General features: G+C 52.9%; 15 protein-coding genes. 13 read left to right on the forward strand and 2 right to left on the reverse strand.

Annotation, left to right across the window (positions count from 1 at the left end; translation table 11 throughout):
• Nucleotides 1-433: 433 nt before the first annotated feature.
• Together NW856_RS00200 and NW856_RS00205 are read left to right on the forward strand one after the other, a co-directional pair.
• Nucleotides 434-1750, forward strand: a complete 1317-nt coding sequence (locus NW856_RS00200) for an MFS transporter (RefSeq protein WP_414398447.1) — start codon at nucleotides 434-436, stop codon at nucleotides 1748-1750.
• A gap of 129 nt (nucleotides 1751-1879) precedes the next feature.
• Entirely contained in the window at nucleotides 1880-2746 is an 867-nt protein-coding gene (locus NW856_RS00205) for a SpoIID/LytB domain-containing protein (protein WP_414398450.1), read from the forward strand.
• A 22-nt stretch (nucleotides 2747-2768) separates the two neighbouring features.
• On the opposite strand, the gene NW856_RS00210 is transcribed toward NW856_RS00205, so the two are convergent.
• Complete coding sequence (locus tag NW856_RS00210) at nucleotides 2769-3986, reverse strand: helix-turn-helix transcriptional regulator (protein ID WP_414398453.1); 1218 nt, start codon at nucleotides 3984-3986, stop codon at nucleotides 2769-2771.
• Between the two features lie 31 nt (nucleotides 3987-4017).
• Nucleotides 4018-4305, reverse strand: coding sequence for a hypothetical protein (locus NW856_RS00215; RefSeq protein ID WP_414398473.1), 288 nt, complete (start codon nucleotides 4303-4305; stop codon nucleotides 4018-4020).
• On the opposite strand from NW856_RS00215, the gene NW856_RS00220 reads away from it, so the two are divergent.
• The 11 genes from NW856_RS00220 to NW856_RS00270 all read left to right on the forward strand — a co-directional run bounded on the left by NW856_RS00220 (nucleotide 4186) and on the right by NW856_RS00270 (nucleotide 21692).
• Nucleotides 4186-4434 (forward strand): CRISPR-associated endonuclease Cas1, encoded by a 249-nt coding sequence (locus NW856_RS00220; RefSeq protein WP_414398471.1) that lies wholly within the window; start codon nucleotides 4186-4188, stop codon nucleotides 4432-4434. The genes NW856_RS00215 and NW856_RS00220 overlap by 120 nt on opposite strands.
• A 52-nt stretch (nucleotides 4435-4486) precedes the next feature.
• Nucleotides 4487-4765 (forward strand): CRISPR-associated endonuclease Cas2, encoded by a 279-nt coding sequence (gene cas2 / locus NW856_RS00225; protein ID WP_414398455.1) that lies wholly within the window; start codon nucleotides 4487-4489, stop codon nucleotides 4763-4765.
• A gap of 96 nt (nucleotides 4766-4861) precedes the next feature.
• The gene (gene cas10 / locus NW856_RS00230; protein ID WP_414398456.1) at nucleotides 4862-8005 is read left to right on the forward strand and encodes a type III-B CRISPR-associated protein Cas10/Cmr2; all 3144 of its coding nucleotides are present in this window, start codon (nucleotides 4862-4864) and stop codon (nucleotides 8003-8005) included.
• A 5-nt stretch (nucleotides 8006-8010) separates the two neighbouring features.
• Nucleotides 8011-9126 carry a type III-B CRISPR module-associated Cmr3 family protein gene (locus tag NW856_RS00235; RefSeq protein ID WP_414398458.1) on the forward strand — a complete coding sequence of 372 codons (1116 nt, stop codon included), beginning with the start codon at nucleotides 8011-8013 and terminating at the stop codon, nucleotides 9124-9126.
• On the forward strand, nucleotides 9123-10019 hold the full coding sequence (locus NW856_RS00240) for an RAMP superfamily CRISPR-associated protein (RefSeq protein ID WP_414398460.1): 897 nt from the start codon (nucleotides 9123-9125) through the stop codon (nucleotides 10017-10019). The genes NW856_RS00235 and NW856_RS00240 overlap by 4 nt, the downstream gene beginning before the upstream one ends.
• A gap of 534 nt (nucleotides 10020-10553) precedes the next feature.
• On the forward strand, nucleotides 10554-12272 hold the full coding sequence (locus tag NW856_RS00245; protein WP_414398462.1) for an RAMP superfamily CRISPR-associated protein: 1719 nt from the start codon (nucleotides 10554-10556) through the stop codon (nucleotides 12270-12272).
• A 41-nt stretch (nucleotides 12273-12313) separates the two neighbouring features.
• Nucleotides 12314-12961, forward strand: a complete 648-nt coding sequence (locus NW856_RS00250) for a Uma2 family endonuclease (protein ID WP_414398464.1) — start codon at nucleotides 12314-12316, stop codon at nucleotides 12959-12961.
• An 85-nt stretch (nucleotides 12962-13046) separates the two neighbouring features.
• Nucleotides 13047-14750, forward strand: coding sequence for a hypothetical protein (locus NW856_RS00255; RefSeq protein WP_414398466.1), 1704 nt, complete (start codon nucleotides 13047-13049; stop codon nucleotides 14748-14750).
• Nucleotides 14751-14764: 14 nt separating this feature from the next.
• Entirely contained in the window at nucleotides 14765-16786 is a 2022-nt protein-coding gene (locus tag NW856_RS00260) for an AAA family ATPase (RefSeq protein WP_414356015.1), read from the forward strand.
• 152 nt (nucleotides 16787-16938) lie between these two features.
• Nucleotides 16939-18288: an RNA polymerase sigma factor RpoD/SigA gene (locus NW856_RS00265; RefSeq protein ID WP_414398468.1), complete on the forward strand. Its 1350-nt coding sequence runs from the start codon at nucleotides 16939-16941 to the stop codon at nucleotides 18286-18288.
• Between the two features lie 110 nt (nucleotides 18289-18398).
• Nucleotides 18399-21692, forward strand: coding sequence for a helicase-related protein (locus tag NW856_RS00270; RefSeq protein ID WP_414398469.1), 3294 nt, complete (start codon nucleotides 18399-18401; stop codon nucleotides 21690-21692).
• Nucleotides 21693-21731 lie beyond the last annotated feature (39 nt).

A 21731-nucleotide genomic window follows, 5' to 3' on the forward strand; every position in this document is an offset into this window, starting at 1 on the left:
TGACCAAGAAAACTGGGTTGCAAGCCCCGCCCTCAAGGGCGGCTTTTGCTTTATCGCTACGCGACGCTTTCGCGAACGCCTGCGGCGGTGCGGAGCGCTTTGGCATCTCCCATTGGGTTGCGGTACCAACCTCACGCCCGATGTAGCTCAGTCAGTGGGGGTTGTTCTGCTGGCTGAGAAAGAATCCCCCGGCTACTGCTTCGCAGAAGCAAGCTATAGCTGTGGGGAGAATGTCAATTGGGTTCGCTGTTGTCCCAAACCGGAAGCACCTTCAAAGCTGAGCAGGGCCGGTTCACAGCCTCAGGCCATACGGTTACAATCAGAAAGGTTAGCACCTAAATATTTTGGACTGAGGGATCCAGCGAAGGTGGCTCTATCCCAGGGCGCGGTTCTGGGAGCACGCTTTGAGTCCCATTTTGCACAAGGAGTTGGCGTGAGGGTATTCGAGCAGCTACAGCCGGCACAGCGGCGCAACTTGGGCATTTTGTTTGTGGCTGGGCTGCTCTTTTGGGCCAGTCTATCCTCGCTGCTGCCCACGTTACCGCTCTACGTCAGGGATGCCGGTGGCACCAGCCAGCAGGTGGGCTTGGTGATGGGGGCCTTCTCGATCGGGTTGCTGGCCTTTCGCCCTTGGTTGGGGCGCCTGGCGGATGGCCACAGCCGGCAGATCGTGCTGCTCACCGGCATGGGGGTGGTGGGAATCGCCCCCATAGGATACTGGCTCTCCGATGGGATCCTGTGGGTAGCGCTGGTGCGAGCCTTTCACGGGATCAGCATCGCCGCTTTTGCCACCGCCTACGTGACTTTAGTGGTGGATTTTGCCCCAGAAGAAAAACGGGGCGAGATCCTGGGCTACATGAGCTTGGTCAATCCGATTGGTGCGGCTATTGGCCCTGCTTTGGGCGGCCTTTTGCAGGAGTTTGCCGGCTATGGCCCTTCGTTTTTCTTCTCCGCTCTGCTGGGGTTGGTGGGCTTTCTCTGCACCCAATCGGTTCGAGAACAACGACGTGGGCATTGGGGATCCCTGCCGATGGATGGGGCCTTCTGGAGCTTTCTGGGCAGCCCGAAGGTGCGCTCCCTCGCTTGGGTGATGTTTTTGGTGGGGTTGGCCTTCGGCACCCAGACCACCTTTGTGGCCTTGTTAATCCAAGAAGCCGGAGCTCCCCTGAATCCAGGTCTTTTTTATACGGCAGTGGCCTTTGCCAGCTTTGGGGTGCGCCTGCTCACCGGTCGCGCTTCCGATCGCTGTGGGCGGGGGCCATTTATCTCCCTCAGCTTGGCCACCTATGCCTTGGCAATGGGGATCCTGATTGTTGCCAATAGCAGCGGCGCTTTTCTGGCTGCTGGGGTCGCGGTAGGCTGCGGTTTTGGGACTTTGATCCCTCTCATTTCTGCCCTCGTGGCCGATCGCTCGGAGCCGGCGGAGCGGGGTCGCCTGTTTAGCTTGGTGATGTGTGGGTTCGATTTGGGCATCGGCCTGGCGGGGCCCCTCTTGGGCACCTTGGCGGCGGGAACCGGCTATCGGGCCATGTTTGGCTATGCGGCTCTTCTTTCCCTGGCTTCCTTAGGTTCTTTTCTCTTCTTCTCCAATGGACGACCGGGGGACTCGCTGCGCTTTGCCTTGGGCCTGGGGCCGGATAGCTCTTCGGTCCATCTAGAGGGCGGCCGCAATCGGCTTGGGTCGCAAGAACCCGACCCTCTGGAGCCGCCGGATCGGCCCGCTCCGCTGGAAACGGGATCCCGTTCATAGATAGTTCCATACTCAGATCCCCCCTGCTCCACACCTGATCCACACCTGAATTGAGACTCAAGCCCTCTGCAGTTTCTACAGATAAACCGGCCCATTTCTGGAAACTCGCCCTATCCTAAGTTGGAGTTGGTGTGCAAAAAGCAACTCTGGGCACGGGCTATGGAAGCGCGGCATTGGCTGGCCCTGATGGGATCCCTGGTGGTCAGTGCCTTCTGGGGATGGGTGGAGTCTGTCTGGGGGGTGACAGTGCGAGTGCAATTGGCCGATACCACTGCCCCTCTGGTGGTAGGCGTTTCTCTCCCTGCCCAACTGATCAACGGTCGGGGAGAGGTGCTGGCAGATCTGCCCCCTATGCAAGGGTTTTTGGCTCAGCCCGGCCCTCAAGGGGTGCATCTGCATGGAGTGGTTGACCCGGCGTTGTTCATCGAACCTCAGGAGGGTGGCCTGGTAGCGGTGAATGGCCGCTGGTACTCCGGCAAGGTGCTCTTGACCGGGTACAACCTGGTGATGGCCATCAACTACGTGGATCTGGAAGACTATGTGGCCAGTGTGGTGGATGCAGAAATGGGATCCCGTTTTCTCCCAGAGGCCCTAAAGGCCCAGGCGGTGGCGGCCCGCAGCTACGTTCTCTACCATCGCAACTCCCGCGGTTGGTTTGATGTGTTTAGCGATACTCGCTCCCAGGTGTATCGAGGGCTTTCCCAGCGGTCGGCAGCCGCCCTGGAAGCAACGCAAGCCACCCGTGGCGTGGTCATGGTGTATGGGGGACAGTTTGTCAATGCCATGTACAGCGCCAGCAGCGGCGGCCAAACCGTCGGGGTGAGTGGGATCCCTTATTTGATGAGCTTGCCGGATGTCAGCCCCTATCCCAAGTTTGGGCATGGCATTGGCATGAGCCAGTGGGGCGCCCAAGAATTGGCCCGCCGAGGCTGGACTTACCGCCAAATTTTGGCCTACTACTACCGAGGGGTCAGCTTTGCTCGTTTGCCAGAGTGAGACCTTCAGTGTCCTGGGTGTCTCATCCCATTCGCTCTGTCTTGTCTGCGTCGAGTTCCCTCTGGGCCGCCTCTTGCTGGTTGCTTCTGTATCGCTGCAACTGTTCCTCGGCCAGTTTAGCGTGCTGCTCAGCCAATTCTGGGGGAGTCAGGATCTGAACGTTGCCCATGAACCGGTTGACCCAGCGCATGAATTCCCCATGAGAACGGGGGGGAAGCCGGACTTGGTAGTCCAAGTACTGACCCTGTCTAGAGGGGGTCAAGATCTTCTGGCTGGGGTGACGGTAGCCTCCCTCGCGGATGAACGGAATGGTGTCGCCGTAGAAGCGGACGGTAATCTCCGTGAAGGGAAGTTGACCAGATAGCTCCTGGCGTTGTTCTTCTGGTTCGCCCAGGAAAAGACCCCAGCCCTGATTCAGGAGCTCATGGACTTGTTTAAGTCGTTTCAGTTGTTGAGAGCGGCTGCGGGGCGGGTGAGAGAGAACCTGGCACTGATCATCGAAGCGATCCAAGCGGCCGATCACCAAATGCTGGGTATCAGATTGCTCGTAGGCTAGATACCAGGCAATGTCGTAGTGAATCAATTGCAGAGGCCAGATGGATTTGGATCCCTGTTGACCCTGCTGGTAAGGATCTGAGGAACGGCAAATCTGAATCGCCTGCCCCTGGAGAATGGCAGCTTCTAGGGTGTCGAGGGCGCTGTAGAGGGTGCGGACAGCCGATCCCTTGCGGCTGACTCGGGTGGGATCTGTGGGGATGATGGAGCGGTTGAGCTGGGCTCTGACCGGGTAAAAACTCTCTGAACTGTGGCTTTTGCCCCAGCGGCGGCGGACAATAGCCTGAAAGGCCTCTTGGGCTTTGGGATCCCGTTGGTAGGTGGCCTGGGAGTGGAGGGCGCTAAGGGCGGTGTTGAACTCCAGTTCGGTCATGGCGCTGGAGCCGAGATAGTAGCCCCAACGATACGTCTGATCTCCGAGAATGCCGTAGTATCTCAGGGTTTGCAGATCTTTGTGCAGAGTGTGGGGAGAACAAGGAGGAAGAGCGATCTGTTGCTGGGCAGCGACAGCGTGCAGGTACGAGAGAAGTTCTTGCAGGCGGGGGGGAGCCTGCTCATCGCGACCTGGAAGATTTGACGCGTTGAGATGGCCGACGCCGGGATATTGAGCCAGGGTGGCGATCAGGCAGAGCAGACGATCAAAGCTTTGGGGATGGGCGTAGGCTTGCGAGGGGTGGAAAGTCATGGGGAGGGATCCTTTCGTCAGGAGCACACCGTCACGAACGGATCCCGTACCAGAAGCCTTGCTCTGCTTTTTCGCCATTCGCATCTTTCCTTACAGCATTCTTGGGCCTGACTTTTAACTTGAAGAAGGCTCCATCCTGCTTCCACTTCAGCTTCAATTTTAGGCTTCTGGGAGTGGCCTTATGGGCAGAACACTTTATGTGTCCCAACAAGATTGCTACCTCAGCCTCGACCAGGAACGCCTGGTTGTCAAACGGGCTGGAGCTGTTCTTCAACAGGCTCAATTGCCCCACTTGGATCAGATTTTGATCTTTGGCCATGCCCAAGTCACAACCCAACTGATCCAGAGTTGCCTAGAGCGCAACATCCCCATCGCCTATCTTTCCCACATGGGGTACTGTGCTGGGCCGTCATCAACCGGCAGGTGCAGACTTACAAGCAGTTTGTAAATGATCAGATCCCTGTTTACTTGCCGTTCCTCATCCGCTGAAGAGATCTCACATGCAGCTCTACGTCATCACCTACGACATCCCCGACAACAAACGACGCAAGAAAGTCTCTGACTTGCTTGAAGGCTATGGCCGGCGGGTTCAGTACAGCGTCTTTGAATGCCGGCTGGAGCAGCATCAGTACCAAGACTTGAAACGCCGACTTCAACCTCGTCTCTATTTGCCGGAAGACCATATTCGTTTCTATCCCCTCACCGACCACACTCTGGCCAAGGCGGAAAGTTGGGGTGGGCCAGAGGTGCTCCCCCCGCCAGGATCCCTTGTTGTTTAGCAATATGAACTATTTTGCCGTTCGCGTTACCGGTGGCAGCAGGATATAGGTACCTATTTATGCTGTTGTTCAAGTGTTCAGGAGGAAGTGGAACTAATGGAAAAATCGGTGGAAACAACAGCCTATTTTCGTCGAAAACTGTTTGCCCTGCTACACGATCCCCAGCTCAAGTCTTTGTATCAGTACAAAAACGGCAAAGGCCCTTGGCAGCAGGTGGCGGAGTTGTATCATCACGGGGCAGAGCTGGAGGAGTGGTGGCAGTCTCATCAGGGGGTGATTTCAGATCACATCGCTGCCGCCTCAGATCGATTAACCATCAGAAACGTCTATAAAGATGCGGAGCAACTGGGCGGGCTTACCCAAGTGGAAGTGCGTCACCCTCTGTCGGGAGAAAAGCAGGATATCCAGATTTGGAGTCAGCTAACGGAAGCGCAACTGGAGGAGATCCAAAATCGGATCATCCCCTATGAGCAGGTGCGCCATGCGGATCCGGAAAAAGCCTTCTGGTGGTTCTGGCGGTTTTATCCCCAATTGGTGGTTCAAGAAACTGGGATCAGCACTCCTGCTGCTCTTTTGTTGCCTGCCGACACCCGCATCCCAGACTGTCCCATCCACGATCACAACAGTATTGTCTCGGCGCTGGCCGGAGCCCTATTCCCGCGCGGGTGGAAACCCTCAAATTCGGTTTCTCATGCCGATCTCTTGTTGTTCACCTTCTCGCCGGTGCAGGAGTTTATCAAATCCTCTAGGAAGCTGTTGGATTTTTGGTCGGGATCCTATCTGCTGCACTACCTGAGTGCCCGCCTCTGCTGGTTCATTGCTGAGCGCTATGGGCCGGATGCGGTGATTACCCCTTCTCTGTGGGGTCAAGAGATCATCGATGCCTGGATCCTGAAGAAGTTCCCGGAGTTTGAGTGCTATTTCCGAGAGATTGACCGGCTTGATAACTGCCATGGAGATGCCCAGGGATCCACTCCCATAACTCGATTCAACGATTGCGTGTCCACCAGCCTGAGCACTGCCGGGTTTCCCAATGTGATCACAGCTCTGCTGCCCAGAAAAGAATCCAAAGCCTTTGCAGAGGAACTGGCCCAGGAGATGCGCAAGATCTGGAAAGAGATCGGAACTAAAGTCCGGGATCATATCCGCGAGAGATGTATCCAAACCCTCAATGATAGAGGCTCGGAGATCTGGAAAAAGATTGCCCCAACGATGGGTACGACTGAAGGCTCCCACATCAACTACCAGAGAGAATTCGAGAAGTGGAAGCACCCATCCAATTGGGAATGGAACAAGCTCTGGAATGCTCAACTGGATCACACTTGGGAAAGCTACTGGACTTCGGTCCCCCTAGGGGATCCCGACAAGCCGTTGCAGGCAAATACCAAAGATCCCGGCTACACGTTATGGAAAGAATCTCAGCAAACCCTAGCTCAAAGCCGATTTGAATTGCCGACCAACCCTGAAGAAAAAGCCTACGGAAATTTGAATGTGGGCACCTGGTGGGGCAGCTTGCAGGCGCGTCTGGGCCAGTCGATTCAGGCCATCAAAAATACCCGTACCTGGCAGGTCCCAGTGGCCCCTGGGGAGCGGTCTACCCTCTCAGGCATGTACAGTGCAGTTCACCCCAATCTGCTCTATCGGGATCGATTCTGTGAAGGGGCAGGGCTACCGGCGGGATCCCTGCGCATGTTCTGGAAACTGATGGCCGAAGTTTATCCGGGGCTTTTCAATGGCTCGGAGATGTTGAACGCGGTGGAACTGACCAAACGCATGGCCTGGAAGTACGGGGGCATTGCCGAGTCTCTGGGGGTGGCCAAAGAAGAGGACGATCTGGAGAACTTGATCCGGTTTCCCAACCTCAGCTCCATCGCAGCAGCCCGCTTTGCCCATGATGCTCCTGAAAAGGTGAAACTGTACTGGCAGGTGCTGGAGCAGCAGATCAGGTGGGATCTCCCTGAATATCGAGATCGGTTTGGATCCCTGACGCGCCGCCCCTTTCAGGTGCCGAAGACGGATGAGCGAATGATCCCTAATCCCCAACCCCTTTCCCAGAAGACGAGGGGAGAAGCACCCTACAACGGAGTGATGTTTTCCAGCAGGTGGCTGGTGGACGATCTGGGCCTTCAGGATCCTGAAGATATTGCCCTATTGCGAGAAGCCGTGGATCAAGCCCATCGACAGGTGGGGCTATCCGGGGGCAGTCCCTCTGACTGGTGGGCAATTGTGTTGGCCGATGGAGATAGCATGAGCAAGTATGTCAGCGGCTCCAGGCTGCACCCCTACGAAACCTACCTGGCCGAAGGAGTTGCCGATCAATTGAAGAAAAATGGCTTGGAGTGGCAGCAGCTTTTGAAGAATGTCAAAAAGCGCATGGGGCCGGCCACCCACGTGGGCCTCAACCGAGCCTTGTTGGATTTCTCCAATCGGCTGGTTCCTTACTTAACGGAAAAACGCTTCTGCGGTCGGGTGGTCTACAGTGGCGGGGATGATGTCATGGCTTTGCTGCCCCTAGAAGATTTGCCCGAATATCTCCTCTCCCTGCGTGCAGCTTGGTGTGGGAAAGCGGATCCCAAAGGCGAGTTCAGATCGCAAGGAGGATTTTGGCATCCCCAGCCGGGTCGAGATCTCTCCGGCCTACCCAATCGTCCCCTTTTCACCATGGGCGAAGGAGCCACCATGAGCATCGGCGTGGTGATCGCCAACAAAGGGATCCCTCTTCCCACCGTTTTGGAAAACCTCTGGGAGGCTGAGAAGCATCGGGCCAAAAAGATCCCTGGCAAGGATGGTCTTTGCTTCCGAGTCATTTACCAATCCGGGAATACCTTGGAGGCCCTGATGAAAGGGGAACTGCTGGAGAAATGGTGGGCCTGGTTGCAGCAGGGGCCGGAACTGGATCTGGGGCCTGTACTGTATCGTTTGGCCGAAGAATTGCCGCTGCGCTGTGTGATCTCTGCAAATAACAAGCTGTTTGAGCTGGCCACCACCACCATTTTGGCGCGACGAGACCGAGCTGAGGAGCTGAAGTCCGTTCAGGATCCCTTGGTGAACTGGATCAATGCCTGGGAAAGCTGGGCATTCGAGTTGCAAAGCGAGTCAGAGGCTCTGGGCGCCACTCCGGTAGATTTGGCTAATCTCTTGAGATTCTCAGCCTTTTGGATAGACAAGAAAAAACAACGGGACGATTGGATCAAAAAGCCTCAGGAAATTGTTGAAGATTTATTTCCACAAGGCAGGTAATTCTCATGTCTGAAACCCAACTGCACTGGTATGCCCTAGAGCCTGTCGATGTGCTGCTCTTTCGCGAGAGCAAACCTTTTTCTCCTGGCGAGGGATCCTGGGCGAAAGGGTTATTTCCCCCTATGCCCATCACAATCTTTCAGGCCCTGCGCTCTGCCCTACCCTACGCTTCAGACAAGGCTCGAAATCTCAAGTTTCTGGGGCCGTTTCTCCTGGATGAGCGAGATACGCTCTGGCTACCGACTCCCAAAGATCTGTTGGCTACGGGTCAATCGGATCCCCATGCCGATCCAGACACGACCCCAGAAGACAACTTCGAAGAGAAAGTCCGGGGAGACCAATACTCTCGCCTACAGCCGGCTGAGGGGGATCCTTGGAAACCTATCGGCTGGGATGATCAAAAACTCCCGCCCCTGGTGCCCCCCTCTCTCAAAAAAGGGGAGTACATCAAAGGCCGTCCCCACCCCTGGATGCGGGCCTCGGCACTGAGTGCTTATCTCCAAGGATCCCTACCCCAGGCCGGCGACTTTCATGAGGATCCCTGGGATACCCAGGTGTTACCTCACATCGACATCAAACCCAATACCCGCCAGGTGAAAGATGAAGCTGGCTACTTCACCGAGGTGGCAATCCGACTGCGGTGCGGATGGCGATTGGCGGCAGCCATCAGTGCTCGGATCCCGACCACCACCGTTCGCCTGGGGGGAGAGGGGCATCGCGCCTTGGTCACGCCTCTGGAAGATTGGGATCCTGGCATCGATTGGGAGCGATTTCGGCAGGGGACGGGTCGGGTGGCTTATCTCCTCACTCCAGGCCTAGCGCAGCCTGAAGCGGATCCCCGTATCTATCAGGCTTACCCTTCCCAGTGGCAGCCTTATCTGGCAGGATGCGCTACGGATCGGGCCTTGCTTTGGGGTGGAATTTCTGCGGTTCGGCGGCAGGGCAGTGAGCGATTGGACTTTGCGCTGCTACCCCAACGGGCCTTCATTCCCGCCGGTACGGTGTATCACTTTAAGGGGGATCCGCCACCGCCAAGGCAGCTTGTGGGTAACCCATGCGCCCAGTTGCAGACTTTTGCATCGTTGAATTACGGCACACTTTTGTGGGGGATTGTGAAATGATTCAACCTGACTTTCGCGTTGGCTATCTTTACAGCCTTGCCCCCATCCATTGCGGCGGAGAAGGCGACCTAGGCAACATCCTGGAAATTGCCCGTGAATCTCACACCAACTTTCCTTACATCCCAGGTTCTTCTTTGCGAGGAAGCCTGCGGAACGAGGTAACACTTCAAGATCCAACAATTGCCGATACTCTCTTTGGACGAGAACTCCAAAAAGATGGCCAAATGGGGGTTCACCAAGTCTGGTTTGGAGATGCCCGTTTATTGTGGGTGCCGATGCGCACCATGTCTCTAAAAGGATCCGATTCCGTTTTCTGTTGGGTAAGTTGTCATTCTCTACTGCGAGATCACGCCTTGCTGTGCCGTCAGCCTCTTCCAGTTATGCCCAAAGCCCCTGTAGGAACAAAACCTGGCGTTTATGTTGTGGCAGACGCAGAAGTGCGTGTTGAGAAACTCCCTGAAGGGCAGACCTTCTCACTGGCCGGGGAATGGCCCGCTGTTTTACAGGGGGATACCCAAGCAACCTGGAAAAATAATCGGATCATTCTTCCCGATAGCGACTTCCAGATCCTCATGGAGCACTCCCTTTGGACACAGATCCGCAACAAGATCCAGGAAGATTCGGAAGGAGCCAACCAGGTAGGCTCAGCAGAGGTGTTCTGGACAGATGTGTGCATCCCTCGTGACACGATTCTTTATTTTACTTGGGGATATAGCCCCCTGCCCCATCAGCAAGATCTCACCCAAGAACATGAGATTTTGATCAACATTCTTCAAGGTTTGTTCCAAGTAGGAGGACAAGCCAACGTTGGACGAGGCTGGGTTCAAGGATGGGTCTCCAATGCTTCTCCGCCCGCTCTACAAGCCAAATCTGAAAACACCGCAGGAGTTTAAGGATGTCGAAAAACAAGTACGCCAAGAGCTCTCCTAAGCCCGTTCCTCCAAATCCCAAATTGGAGAGCAAAGCTATATCTTCCAACCCGCCAATAGACAGATCCCCTGTTCCTACGTCGTCTGAGCGACAACCAACAGGCGTGCGCCCGGAGCATATCAGCCTGCTAGCCTATAAACACATCCAACAGTACATAAAATCTCAGGGGAAACAGTCTCTTTCTCAGGAAGATCTCAACGCAGTGCTCCGACTTTCCCAGCACCTGAGAGTTTTTGGCTTACTCTCGGCCATAGGATATGTTAACCAGTCCAATGCTCAAGAGGGTAAAGTAAGACAGAGAACAGTTCCTGTCTGGACTTCTTTATTGGGACAACTGGTTAACGAAAATAATTCCTTAGATTCCAGAGAATTAATGCAGCGGATCCAAACTTTGGCCAGCGACCAACCTGCAGAGTACCTTGCGCTATGGCGGAGGGCGTTGGTTCTCTCAAATCACTGGAACTTTTGGGCTAGAGCTTATCTTTCAGGAGATACAAATGGAGAAAACACTGATGTACACCGGGCCGCGTCTAATTAAGCTATTGGCTGAGCAACATCAAAAGCGATCCTCAAACCTTTTCCGTCAGGGAACTTTTACTTTGCGTTGGCGAGCAAAAGTGGGATCCTATCCTCATCCCGATGTGGAAACGCTTGTTTCAGCAGGGGAACCCTGTGGGCCATGGCGGCCCCAAAAAGGTCGGCCAGAGGATAAGCGCAATGTTGGCGAAAACTGGAAACTTATGCCTGACTTGCCTCTCAACGGGTACATCCCGGGTTCTTCAATCCGAGGAATTGTGCGGGCCTGGGCAAAACAACAACCGGAGCGGATCCCCAAGATGGAAGCTCTCCTTGGATTCCAGAAAGAGACTGTTATCTCGGCAGGAAAAATTCAATTTCTCGACGCTTGGCCCCTAGAGCCTACCCGTTTAAGCCTGGATATCGTCAATCCTCAACAGAACTTCCAGGTGTTTCACCAAGGTCAGGGCACTCCTTTATCGCTCTACACACTGGGTGATGGTCAGAGACCTGTTGATTTTCTCGTGGCCATCCAAGGCGTTCCCGGCACAACTGAAGAAGAAGTTGATGAAGTTTGGTCGTGGGTTCAGCAAGCCCTAAAAGTCCTGGGGATAGGTAGCCGCACGGCCTCTGGATATGGTCGGATTCTGGTTCCTGATCACAAGGGATCCAGACAGTCAAATGAAAGCATATCAAGTGTGCTCTTTAGATTCCGTCTCTCCAGCCAGGGTAATGCAGGCCCTGACATGAAAACCCTGGAGCTGCGACCTTCTCACTGGCGAGGCTGGCTCCGCTCCTGGGCACTGCGATTTTTCTTGGGAGTTATGAGCCAAGAGAATGCAGAGAAGACAGTGAGTGAGCTTTTTGGAACCCTAGAACCTAAGTCTCAAAAAGGGTGCATAAGGCTGGAAATGATCCAGGGAGATATCTGGGGAGATGAGTCGAAAAACTCCCCAACTTTCTACTCATGGGAGGGAGAAATCAGAATTGAAGCGCCTAAAGAGATTCTGACGGGGATCCTCTTGCCGATTATCCGAGTTGCGGTCATGACTGGCGGAGTAGGTCGTGGATGGAGGAGACCGCTGCACATTTTCATGATGCAAAGAACAGAAAAAGCTCCCATTCCTGCAGCCCGAGGCAGTCACCTGACGCTTGATATCAAAATTAAGGGTGAGTACAGGGTGTTTGGAATACCTCTTGAACCAGAAAAATGGAGGCAAGTATACGAAGAGTGGTATCAAAAAGTTGGACAAATCTGGCCGGAACGTTTGCTCAGTGGATCCCAGAATCCCAACTGTGAGGCATTTTCACCCAGCAGTTGTGCCGTATTCGCCGTCCCTGGCCCTGAACAGGATCCGGTTAATGCTTCAGATTTAAGTTGGGTTGATCCCAATGATGCAGAAAGTACGCGAGGAGATGGTATGGGGCTGGTTTATCAACAAGATCAACGCAGAAACTACAAGCGAAACCCCGATCTTGGCGGAGATGCTGCGCGAGGCAGTGCCCATTGCTCTTGGGTGACGATTAGGAGACACAAGATTAAGCACAAACAAGCTGGTACTCAATGCCAGGAAGTGGTCTGCTTATTCATGGGAGGTGTCCAAGCTGGCTGCCAGCATGTCCGTTCCCAGTTTCTCGATGACTTATCTCGAATACAAGGCAGTCTCCATCTCTTTGGTCTGAAGCCTGAACAGCCTTGAAAAGATGATCTTTTTGCTCCTTCTAGACTGATCTCGAGGAGATGAAGTCTGATATGCTCATCATTCCCACTCGCTCACATCTTCCCGAACAACGGGTCATTTTCCATCACCTTACCTGGGATCGCTACCAGCAGATCCTTCAGGCACTAGGAGAGCACCGTTCTTCTCGCTTGATCTACGACCGGGGTACTCTGGAAATCACCATGCCACTCGAAGATCACGAGTTTTTGGTCAGGATGATTGATCTCTTCGTACGCATCCTGGCTACTGCATACTTAGGACAGATTAAAACTATGGGCTCTACAACTCTTAATTATCCCCATATAGAGCGAGGAGCAGAACCTGACAATGCCTACTACTTACAGAATCAACCTAAAGTCAAGGGACGCACTGTAGATTTTAGCCAAGATCCGCCTCCAGATCTGGTGGTGGAAGTTGACATAACCCACAGTACTATCAACAAGTTAGCCCTCTATGCTGCCATAGGGATCCCTGAGTTGTGGCGGTTCAATGGTGAGGAACTGCGAATCTATCAACTTACTGCGCAAGGCTACCAAGAGTTAGAAATCAGTCCTAGTTTTCCAGGGGTTCCCAAAGACAGACTCTACCAATTCTTATCAGAGGCTCGAGAGAATGAGATTCAGGCTGAACAGAATCTACGCAACTGGATCCAGGAGCAAAAGCTATGATTGCCCATTCTCGCTCCGAAGCTTCTGTCAACTTGCCCTGAAAGACATCTATGAGAAGGTGAACTTTGATCCTAAGTGAGGAACTATGGCTACTCTGATTGCTAACATTGGCACCTCTGATCTGACAGTAAAAATTCAAGGCTTTGAGTACTACATTCCTGTAGGCTTTGATCGAGATGAACCAAACGAAGTTGCCGAAGATCTAACAGAAGACGAAAAAGTGATATGGGAAAGAAGTAGTCGAGAAGACTTTGTTGCCAATGGGCTCTGCAAAGAGCTGGGTGTAGAGGTTAGAGGTCAAGGCAGGAATGCCTACAGCTTCCGCGAACTAACAGAGAAACTTCTTGCCGCCTATCAACAGGAGCCAGATTCTTGGCAGGAGCGCATTCGACCTGGAAGAATCTGGGGAGTGATCCATACTGCCATCGAAGAGTTTTCGGTTAAAAAAATCAACATCTTTGTTACTAATCAAAGTCCCCCTCAGCATCAGGATACTTGCTTCTTGTTCGAGATCATTAAAAGGTGGATTGAGAGACATTTACAGCGGGAGGATATTCTCTTTCTAAAGCGAGTGATCCCTCAGAACGTCAAACCTAACCAACAGGATCTTGTCCTCAATGAGTATTATCGCTTCTTTGTTGACGAGATTGATTCAAACGAGGTGGTTCTTGTCAGTACCAAAGGTGGAACCCCTCAAATGCAGACAGCTCTTCGTCTGCAGTCAATTACTGCTGACATTCCCAAGCTGCTGTTTCTGGATCCGATTCTTTCAAAACGAAAGGTGCTTCTAGGAGAACCCTCAGCCTGCGTCCGAACTTCGTACTGGCAATATCAACGGACACAGAAGTATCGTGTTGTCATGCAACTGCTAGAACATTTTGACTTTGCGGGAGCTTGTCAAGTTCTCAAGAGCTGGCAATCCATTCTGTCTTTTCAAATTGAGCAGGGCGTAGTAAGCAAATCCCAGCTACATTCCAGCAGGAAACTGGTTGATGATGCAATCAGAGGGTTACAAGTGGCAGACTCACTCATGAACTTAGATATCGAGGCTGCCAGAGCTTCCAAGAAAGAGATGAATCTGGATATAAGTTTGGATCTAGACACTCGAATCAATCAGGCCATTGGAAACCACAGTATTTTGCTTAACTTATATTCCCAATGCAAGATATACAAACAGAATCAGCAGATCTCCCATTTTCTTTCAAGAATGTCTTCACTTTGTGAGGAAATTCTCGATGAAGTTATCGAAAGGCTTGGCGGTCGTCAGTACCTGAAGTCAGCTACTGTGGGATCCCGAGTTGAGATTCGTGAAATTAAGCGACTGCTGCCTCAAGATCAGCTTGGCTTGCTGGACTCTTTAGATTATTTCAAAGATGGAGAATATGCAAAGATTCTCTATCGTGCGAGTAAGCTTAGTTTTTTGGCCATCCTTCTTGCCATCCGCAAGAATGTAGGAAAGAATGGAGCCTGTGAGGATAAATCCTTGTCAGATCTAAAAGAAAAAATTGATAGCCTAGAATTTTGGATCCGCAAGCGCAATGAGATGATCCATGACAGTCAGGGATTCTCTAGCAACCGCATCTCTGAATTAAATAAAGAGGCGAAACAGAAAGGAGCCTGTCCTTACGAAAATATCTTGAAAGTTTTGGCTGATATTCTTATGTCTCCTCTTTTGAAGCTGCCCAATATCGATAAGCAGCGCCTTATTACAGATGATGATCTCTACCTCTATACCGACCTAAAGACCTGGGCGAGGGAGAGACTTCTTCGAGACTTGCGTTCTTCCTGAAGGAGAACAAACTGATGACTGTAAGCTCTTCCTACTACAACCACATTCTTATCGGGATCCCCGCTAGCGGCAAGTCAACACTGGCAAAAGTCTTAGCCGCAACTTGGCAAGGTTCTCAAGTTGTTAGCACCGATAATATTCGTCAAGAGTTGTACGGGGATCCCTTAATCCAGGGCAACTGGTCGGAAATTGAGGATTTGGCTCTTGCTCGGATTCACAAGGCTTATCAGCAGGGCCAAGTCATTATCTACGATGCTACCAATGCCTACCGTTCCTGGCGGCTGGATCTGCTGCAAAAGTTGCCCGGCGCAAATTGGATTGGGTGGCATCTGACCACTCCCCTAGAGGTCTGTAAGCAGAGAAATCAGCAGCGGGATCGTCAAGTGCCAGTCTCTTCGATGGAAGCAATGGCTCAGGCATTAAAGACTTTTCCGCCCATACCCGCAGAGGGATTCCTGGATGTACTGACCTTAGATTTATCTGGATCCCTGCCTACCCAAGAACAAATTCTCGAGAAAGTCAGTGGTATTCCTCGCACCTTGATTAACCGTCAGAACGCCACTCGAAAGGCGACGCTACACGGCTACTCTCGGCTGCTTGACTTTGAGCGCTTGCTCCATCTTCTGGCTATTTTGATCCATCATCCCGGCAGTACTCTGGAGGAAATCACCCACCGAATAGCCTCTGAAAAGGGATCCGTGTACGCCGATCCTGAACTGCTGTCTGAAGATCTCATCTGGCTGAAGCAGAGTGGTTTGCTCTGTCACGCCGGCGAGAACAGTGCAGGGGAGCAGCACCAGCTCTTGGTTCAACCCGAAAACCGGCAGCCTCTGACCTTTGCCACCCACGCTTATTCTGACTGGGATAGCTTCAGCCGCTTGATTTATACCATTCGCCTGATTTTGACCCAACCCTTCCACTTTGATCCCGAGCTGGGCAGCTTGGAAAGCTTGAACCGTGAGCTCCAGCAACAGGGTTGGGTGAAAGGGCAAAACAGAGATGCCATCCGTAAGGACATCGAAAAGGTCTTGAAGCCCTACCAGATTTTGCCGTCTTTTCCCATGAAGCGAGGCTACTTCACTCACTCTGGGATCTTCAGTCGCCATGAACTCAAGCAGATCTACCGGCTTTTGCAGGTGAGCACTCGCGCTCTAGAAAACCCTTGGGAGCAGGCGGTTTATGAAATGGTGGAGCAGCGTATGCGCCTCAGCCACATCGATACTTCTGAGATCTACCCCACTCGTCGGCTGGGCAATCAACCCATTGTGGATCCCGCCTTGGCTCCTTCCGGTACCTTGGCGGATCGCCGTGGCTTGCAGGTGGTCGAGGAAGCGATGGAGACGGGGGAGCTGCTAGAGGTAAAGCGTTTGCCGGGAGCCACCTTCCCCGGAGAGGCTGTGGAGAGCTTTCGCATCTGGCCCCTGCAACTGGTCTTTCATCAAATCGCGTGGTACCTGGGCTGCGAGTATCACAGCCCGAAGAGGCAGGGACTGATGCGGTTTGAGCGGATGGATCGGCTCTTTCTCAACCGGCGACATTGTGCAACGCGCTCCCGCCAAGAGCAGTTGGCTGCTCTGGAACGCCTGCACAAGCTCTACGATGTCAGTGCTGGGATCTTTTTGGGCAATGACCCGCATCTGCAGAAGCAGATCCTCAGTCGGGATCCCAATGAGCGCCGCCAAGCAGAAGTAACTCTGGAACTTTGGTTTAGCGACCGGATCTTCCCCTTCGTGAGCGAGGGCACCCGACGCTTTAAGCACCAGCGTATGTCCCCCCGTATTTCCGGATCTTCGCGGCCTAGATCTATCTTCAACTTGCCCCCCACGGGAGACAGTCGGTTTCCCCACCGGCTCAAGGTGGTCTTGCCCCTTTGGTCCCTAGAGGATGTCGACCTCAAGCGCTGGATCTTGGGCTTTGGGGGAGAGGTGTTGGTGGTCAGCCCAGAGCCCCTTCGGCAAATGATTCAGGACGCGGGGCAGGCGATCTCGGTTTTGTACAGGGATCCCTTAGCCGATCAGGAGCAAGAAAGCTCGTAAAAGAAAGTATTGGCCACTTTCTTCTCTAACGCCCAAAACATTTGTCCGGCAAAGGTTTTCCAGGTTTTAAGCAGAACTCTCCAATACTTTGTGTGGTTAGGGCTGAGCACGGGAGCCCAACTAAAGTAACAACAGGTCACCGGAGTAGGGCAGTGGTTGCTCAACTGGATGTGGAAGACATTCGAGGGATCCGATCCGTCGCCGAGGTAGCCGATCTCTTTGCATCCTTAGGGTACGCTCTGGTGGCGCAACCATTGGATGTGGCGGTTCTGGAGCTGCCGGCTTATTTTGACAGACTTCGGGCTGCGTATGTCCTGGCGGAATATCGGCAGAGGTATTTCCGTCAGGTGGTGCTGTTGTTTGAGTTTGCAGTAAAGCCCGGCCCTGCAGAGTTGGGTGTGCTGATGCACAAGCTGGCCCGGCGTCTAGCTCAACGCCCAGAATCCTACCTGTTGCTGGCCACAGCCGACGGTTACCGCCGTCTGCACATCACCAGCGGCAGCCAAGCTGGGAAGGTCTACAGCTTCCAGGTCAACTGCCAGGATCCTTCCTACCAAGAGCGCAACTGGATCCGCAACTTGGTCTTGCGGGGTCGATCGCTACGGGCCGCCCAACAGCACCAGCAGCAGGTGGTACGTCATGCCGCAACCCAACAAAAAGAGGCAGGGCGGATCAAACAGCGGGACCTGCAGGACAGCGTAAAGTCCTACTTGTGCCAGATTGGTCGCTATCCCCTCCTGAGCCAGGCCGAGGAAGTGAATCTATTCCGCCAGATGGCCACATTTCCCGGTACTCAGCAGGCTGCGCGGGCGCAGGAGAAGCTAATCATCCACAACTTGCGCCTCGTGGTGTCTATCGCCAAGCGCTATCAAGGGTCGGGGCTGGATCTCCTAGATCTGATCCAGGAAGGCAGCCTGGGCTTAATTCGTGCCATTGAGAAGTTTGACTATGCCCGTGGAACCCGGCTGTCCACCTATGCCACCTGGTGGATCCGACAGTCCATCACCCGGGCAATTGACAATCAGTGTCGTCTGATCCGGCTGCCCGACCATGTCTGGGCAGAGATCCGGCGCCTAAAGAAAGTGGCTCGCCAGTTGTCGCAAGATTTGGCGCGCACTCCCTCTGTGGCGGATCTGGCTTCGGTCTGCGACCTTTCTCCTGAAAAAATCCAACAATTGCTGGATTGGAATCGTGGGATCGGCTTTCTGGATGCGCCTCTATCTGGGGATATTTTGCTGATGGACAGCCTCGCCGATCGGTCTCGGATCCCAGAATCTATTTGGGAGGAGACGGAACGTCGAGAAATAGTAGAGAGAGCCTTCGCCTTGCTTACGCCAAGAGAGCGACAGGTGCTCGCCCTTCGCTTTGGATTAGAGGGCAATAAACCTCATTCTCTGGCCGAGATTGGTCGGCTTTGGAACCTCAGTCGCGAGCGGGTGCGGCAGATCGAGAGAAAGGCACTTCAGTCTCTGCGTACTTGTTGCAGAAATTGGCCTAAATAAGCATTGAAAGGAGGGTGATCTATATGTCGCTACCGGCGTATATTGATAACCAGAGACATAAGTTAACAAATGTTATCCAGAGGCTGATCCTTCTGGAAAAGCAGACCGAGTTGGATATTGCTACCGGCTTCTTCCGTATCGAGGCTTGGATCAAATTGGAGCGAGCTTTTAATAAGCTCACCCGCCTGCGTTTGCTAATTGGCCGGGATCCCACCATCAAACCGGCAGAACCCCATCGAATTGATCTCCAAGATTATCTTCGCCGTGAGCTGCAGGGGCAGCTAGAGAATTCTAATTTCGGGTTGGAATACAAGAAATGTATTGATCGCCTGATTGCCTTTCTCAAGCAAGATCATGTGGAAGTTCGGTTATATGGGGCCATTGGGGAACGCACGCCCTTCCTGCATGCCAAAGCTTATCTATTCCCCAACTACAGCATTGTGGGATCTAGTAATTTTACCGTTCCCGGTTTGGAAGGCAACACCGAGTTAAACGTGTTGCTCGATAATGCTCAGGCAGCTCAGGAGATGCGCAAGACTTGGTTTACAGAGTTTTGGGAGCATCCCAGTGTGGACAAAGATTACAAATCTAAGCTCATTGCTGAGCTGGATCGCTCCAAATTTGGCAGCCGTGCCTACACTCCTCATCAAATCTTGATGCGCTGCCTCTACACCCTGTTTCAGCCGAAGCAGGATCCGGTGGTCAAGGGGCAAGCCACAACCCTAGAATTGGCTGATTTCCAGCAGGAAGGGTTTGAACGAGCCCTAGAATTGCTGGAGCGCCATGGGGGGGTCATCGTTGCAGATGCGGTAGGCTTGGGCAAAACCTATATCGGACTGCGGCTGATCGACCATCTTCTAGCGGAGCGACGAAAACCGGGGTACCTGCCTCGGGCCTTGGTGATCAGCCCGGCTCAAGTTCGCAATCTCGTCTGGGAGCCGAAGCTGAGAGAGTTCGGTTTGGTGGCCGATTTGTTGTCTCAAGAGGAGCTAGGGCGATCTGACTTCAACAGCCGACGCTACAGCCACTGCGACATTGTCCTTGTGGACGAATCCCACAATTTCCGGAATAACTTAACCGCTCGATATGCCAACTTGCAACGCCTGATCTGTGGGGGACGCCGCAACAAATGGGTGGTGCTGCTCACGGCTACTCCCATCAACAACACAATTTTTGACCTCTATCATCAGGTGCTGCTGCTCACCCGCAACGATGATCACTACTACAGTAGCTGGGGGATCCCTAATCTATCCGCGCTGTTTAAGAAGCTGGACAAAGGTGAGGGGCAGATCACCGAGTTGTTGTTTCAGACCATGGTGCGTCGATCCCGCCTGGATGTGCTGAAACGTCAGCAGGCAGGAGAGAAGATTATCATCGGTGGCCAAGAGATCCGCTTTCCGCGCAGGATTTTGAAGCAATTTACCTATAACTTCGAGAGTAGCTTCCAAGGTCTCTATAGCCGTTGGGTTGCCTACATTGAGAATCTGAACCTGGCTCCCTATAACCTGGAAAACTATGTGCGCCAGAAGAATGATAAGCTAACCGACCGTCAGTTACGCAATGAAGTGATCGGCAGCTTGATGAAAACCCTCTATCTCAAGCGGCTAGAGAGTTCAATCAAGGCTTTTGAGGTCAGCATCTGCTGGCAATCTGACTTCCAGGGACGATTTTTGGACTTGCTGCAGCAGGGTCACTTGTTAGATGGATCCAGCTATCGACGCCTGATGGCTCTGGAAGCTGAGGAGCAAGAGGATTCAGTGGAGCAGGTGCTGGTATCTCTGCCTGAGGTCAACCCTGAAGACTATGATTTGGACAAGCTGACCCAGGCAATCCAGGCCGATCAAAAAACACTGGCTCAGATTATTCAAGATCTCACCCGTATCCAGGCAAGGGTGCAGGCAGGAGAAGACTCTGATCTTAAGCTGATGGCTTTTAAACGAATGATGCTCAGCTTGGAACAGGACAAGGTGCTTGTCTTCACCTACTTTAAAGACACAGCCGAATACTTATACCAGCAGTTGCTGGAAGATAAACAATGGCTTGAGGCAATGGCTGAGAAGCGGAGCAGATATCGCAATTTCTCCTCAGGTTTGCGGGTGGGGTTATTAACCGGAAAAACCCCAAGCCGGGAACGGGAAATGCTGGTGAGAAGATTCGCGCCACGGGTCAATCGGCCATTTAGTAATCCTTCGGGTTGTGGAGAGGATTATCAGGAAGTCGGGTGTTCGCCTGAAGAGCAAATCGATCTGCTTATCTGCACCGATGTGTTGTCTGAAGGACAAAATCTTCAAGAAGCAGCAGTCCTTGTGAATTACGATCTGCATTGGAATCCGGTGCGAATGATCCAACGGGCAGGCCGCATCGATCGACTGGGATCCCCATTCGAGGAGTTGACGATCGTTAATGGCTTTCCCGAGCAAGGACTGGAACTGCTGTTGGGATTGGTGCGCAAGTTGCAACAGCGGATTGCCCTGATCGATCAGCAGGTGGGTCTGGATGCCAGTGTGCTGGGAGAGGTGATCTCGGAGCGTTCATTAGAGGAGATCCGACTCCTGAAGGAAGCTCAAACTCCCAGTGCTCAGAGTGAGATACTGCAGGCTCTGGAGAAGAAAGTTGACTTAGTCTCTATGGATGAAATGCGGTTTCCGTTGTTGGAGTTTATCCAGCAATCGGGGTTGCAAGCTGTCGAGGAGATCCCACTTGGGATCCACAGCACACGCTACCAAGCTCCGCAGGATGGACTATTTTTAGCTTTTCAAGTCAAAGATCGGCACTTCTGGCATTTCTACCCTCGAATAGAAGGTCGAATCTCTGTAAGTATCGACCATCTCCAGAGTGATTGGGGATCAATCTTTCAGCTTCTCTATTGCCGACCAGAAGATTTTCCAAAGCCCGATGATCTACCGCCTGCGCCTTTTGATGGTGAGATCTTCGAGGTGTTACAACCTGCGATCCAAAATCTGTTGAATCTGCTGAATCGAAGCCAGGGTAGCTCTTTATTGCAACCTAGTTTACCTCAATGGTTGAGACGAATCTATCTCGTCCTCACTGAGGTAGAGGATGCTATTGAACTTGATGCGGTGACTGAAGAGGCCCGACAACGGGTTCTTGATTTGGTTATACATACTAAAAGCATTCGCACTTACGAGAGAGACTGTAAGGAATTCTGGAAAAACTATCAGAAGAATCGGGATGTTGCCAATCTAATTCACTCGTTGGATGAGTTGTTCATTGATGAGGGATTGTATAAGGAATCCACTTCCCGCCACCAGAACCCGACATTTTTCACTCAAGAGGATGTGCAGCTCATTTGCTACCAGTGGTTTAGGTCAGACCCTGAGGCCCCGACGGATCCCTACCTGTTCAGGCGGAGGCGAAAGGATCCCTATGAGGCCCTACATTAACAGTCTCAGCGACAGGGTCGGCGACAAGCCTCAAACCCT

Source organism: Synechococcus sp. R3-13 (genome assembly GCF_047462195.1).
Classification (GTDB): domain Bacteria; phylum Cyanobacteriota; class Cyanobacteriia; order Thermostichales; family Thermostichaceae; genus Thermostichus.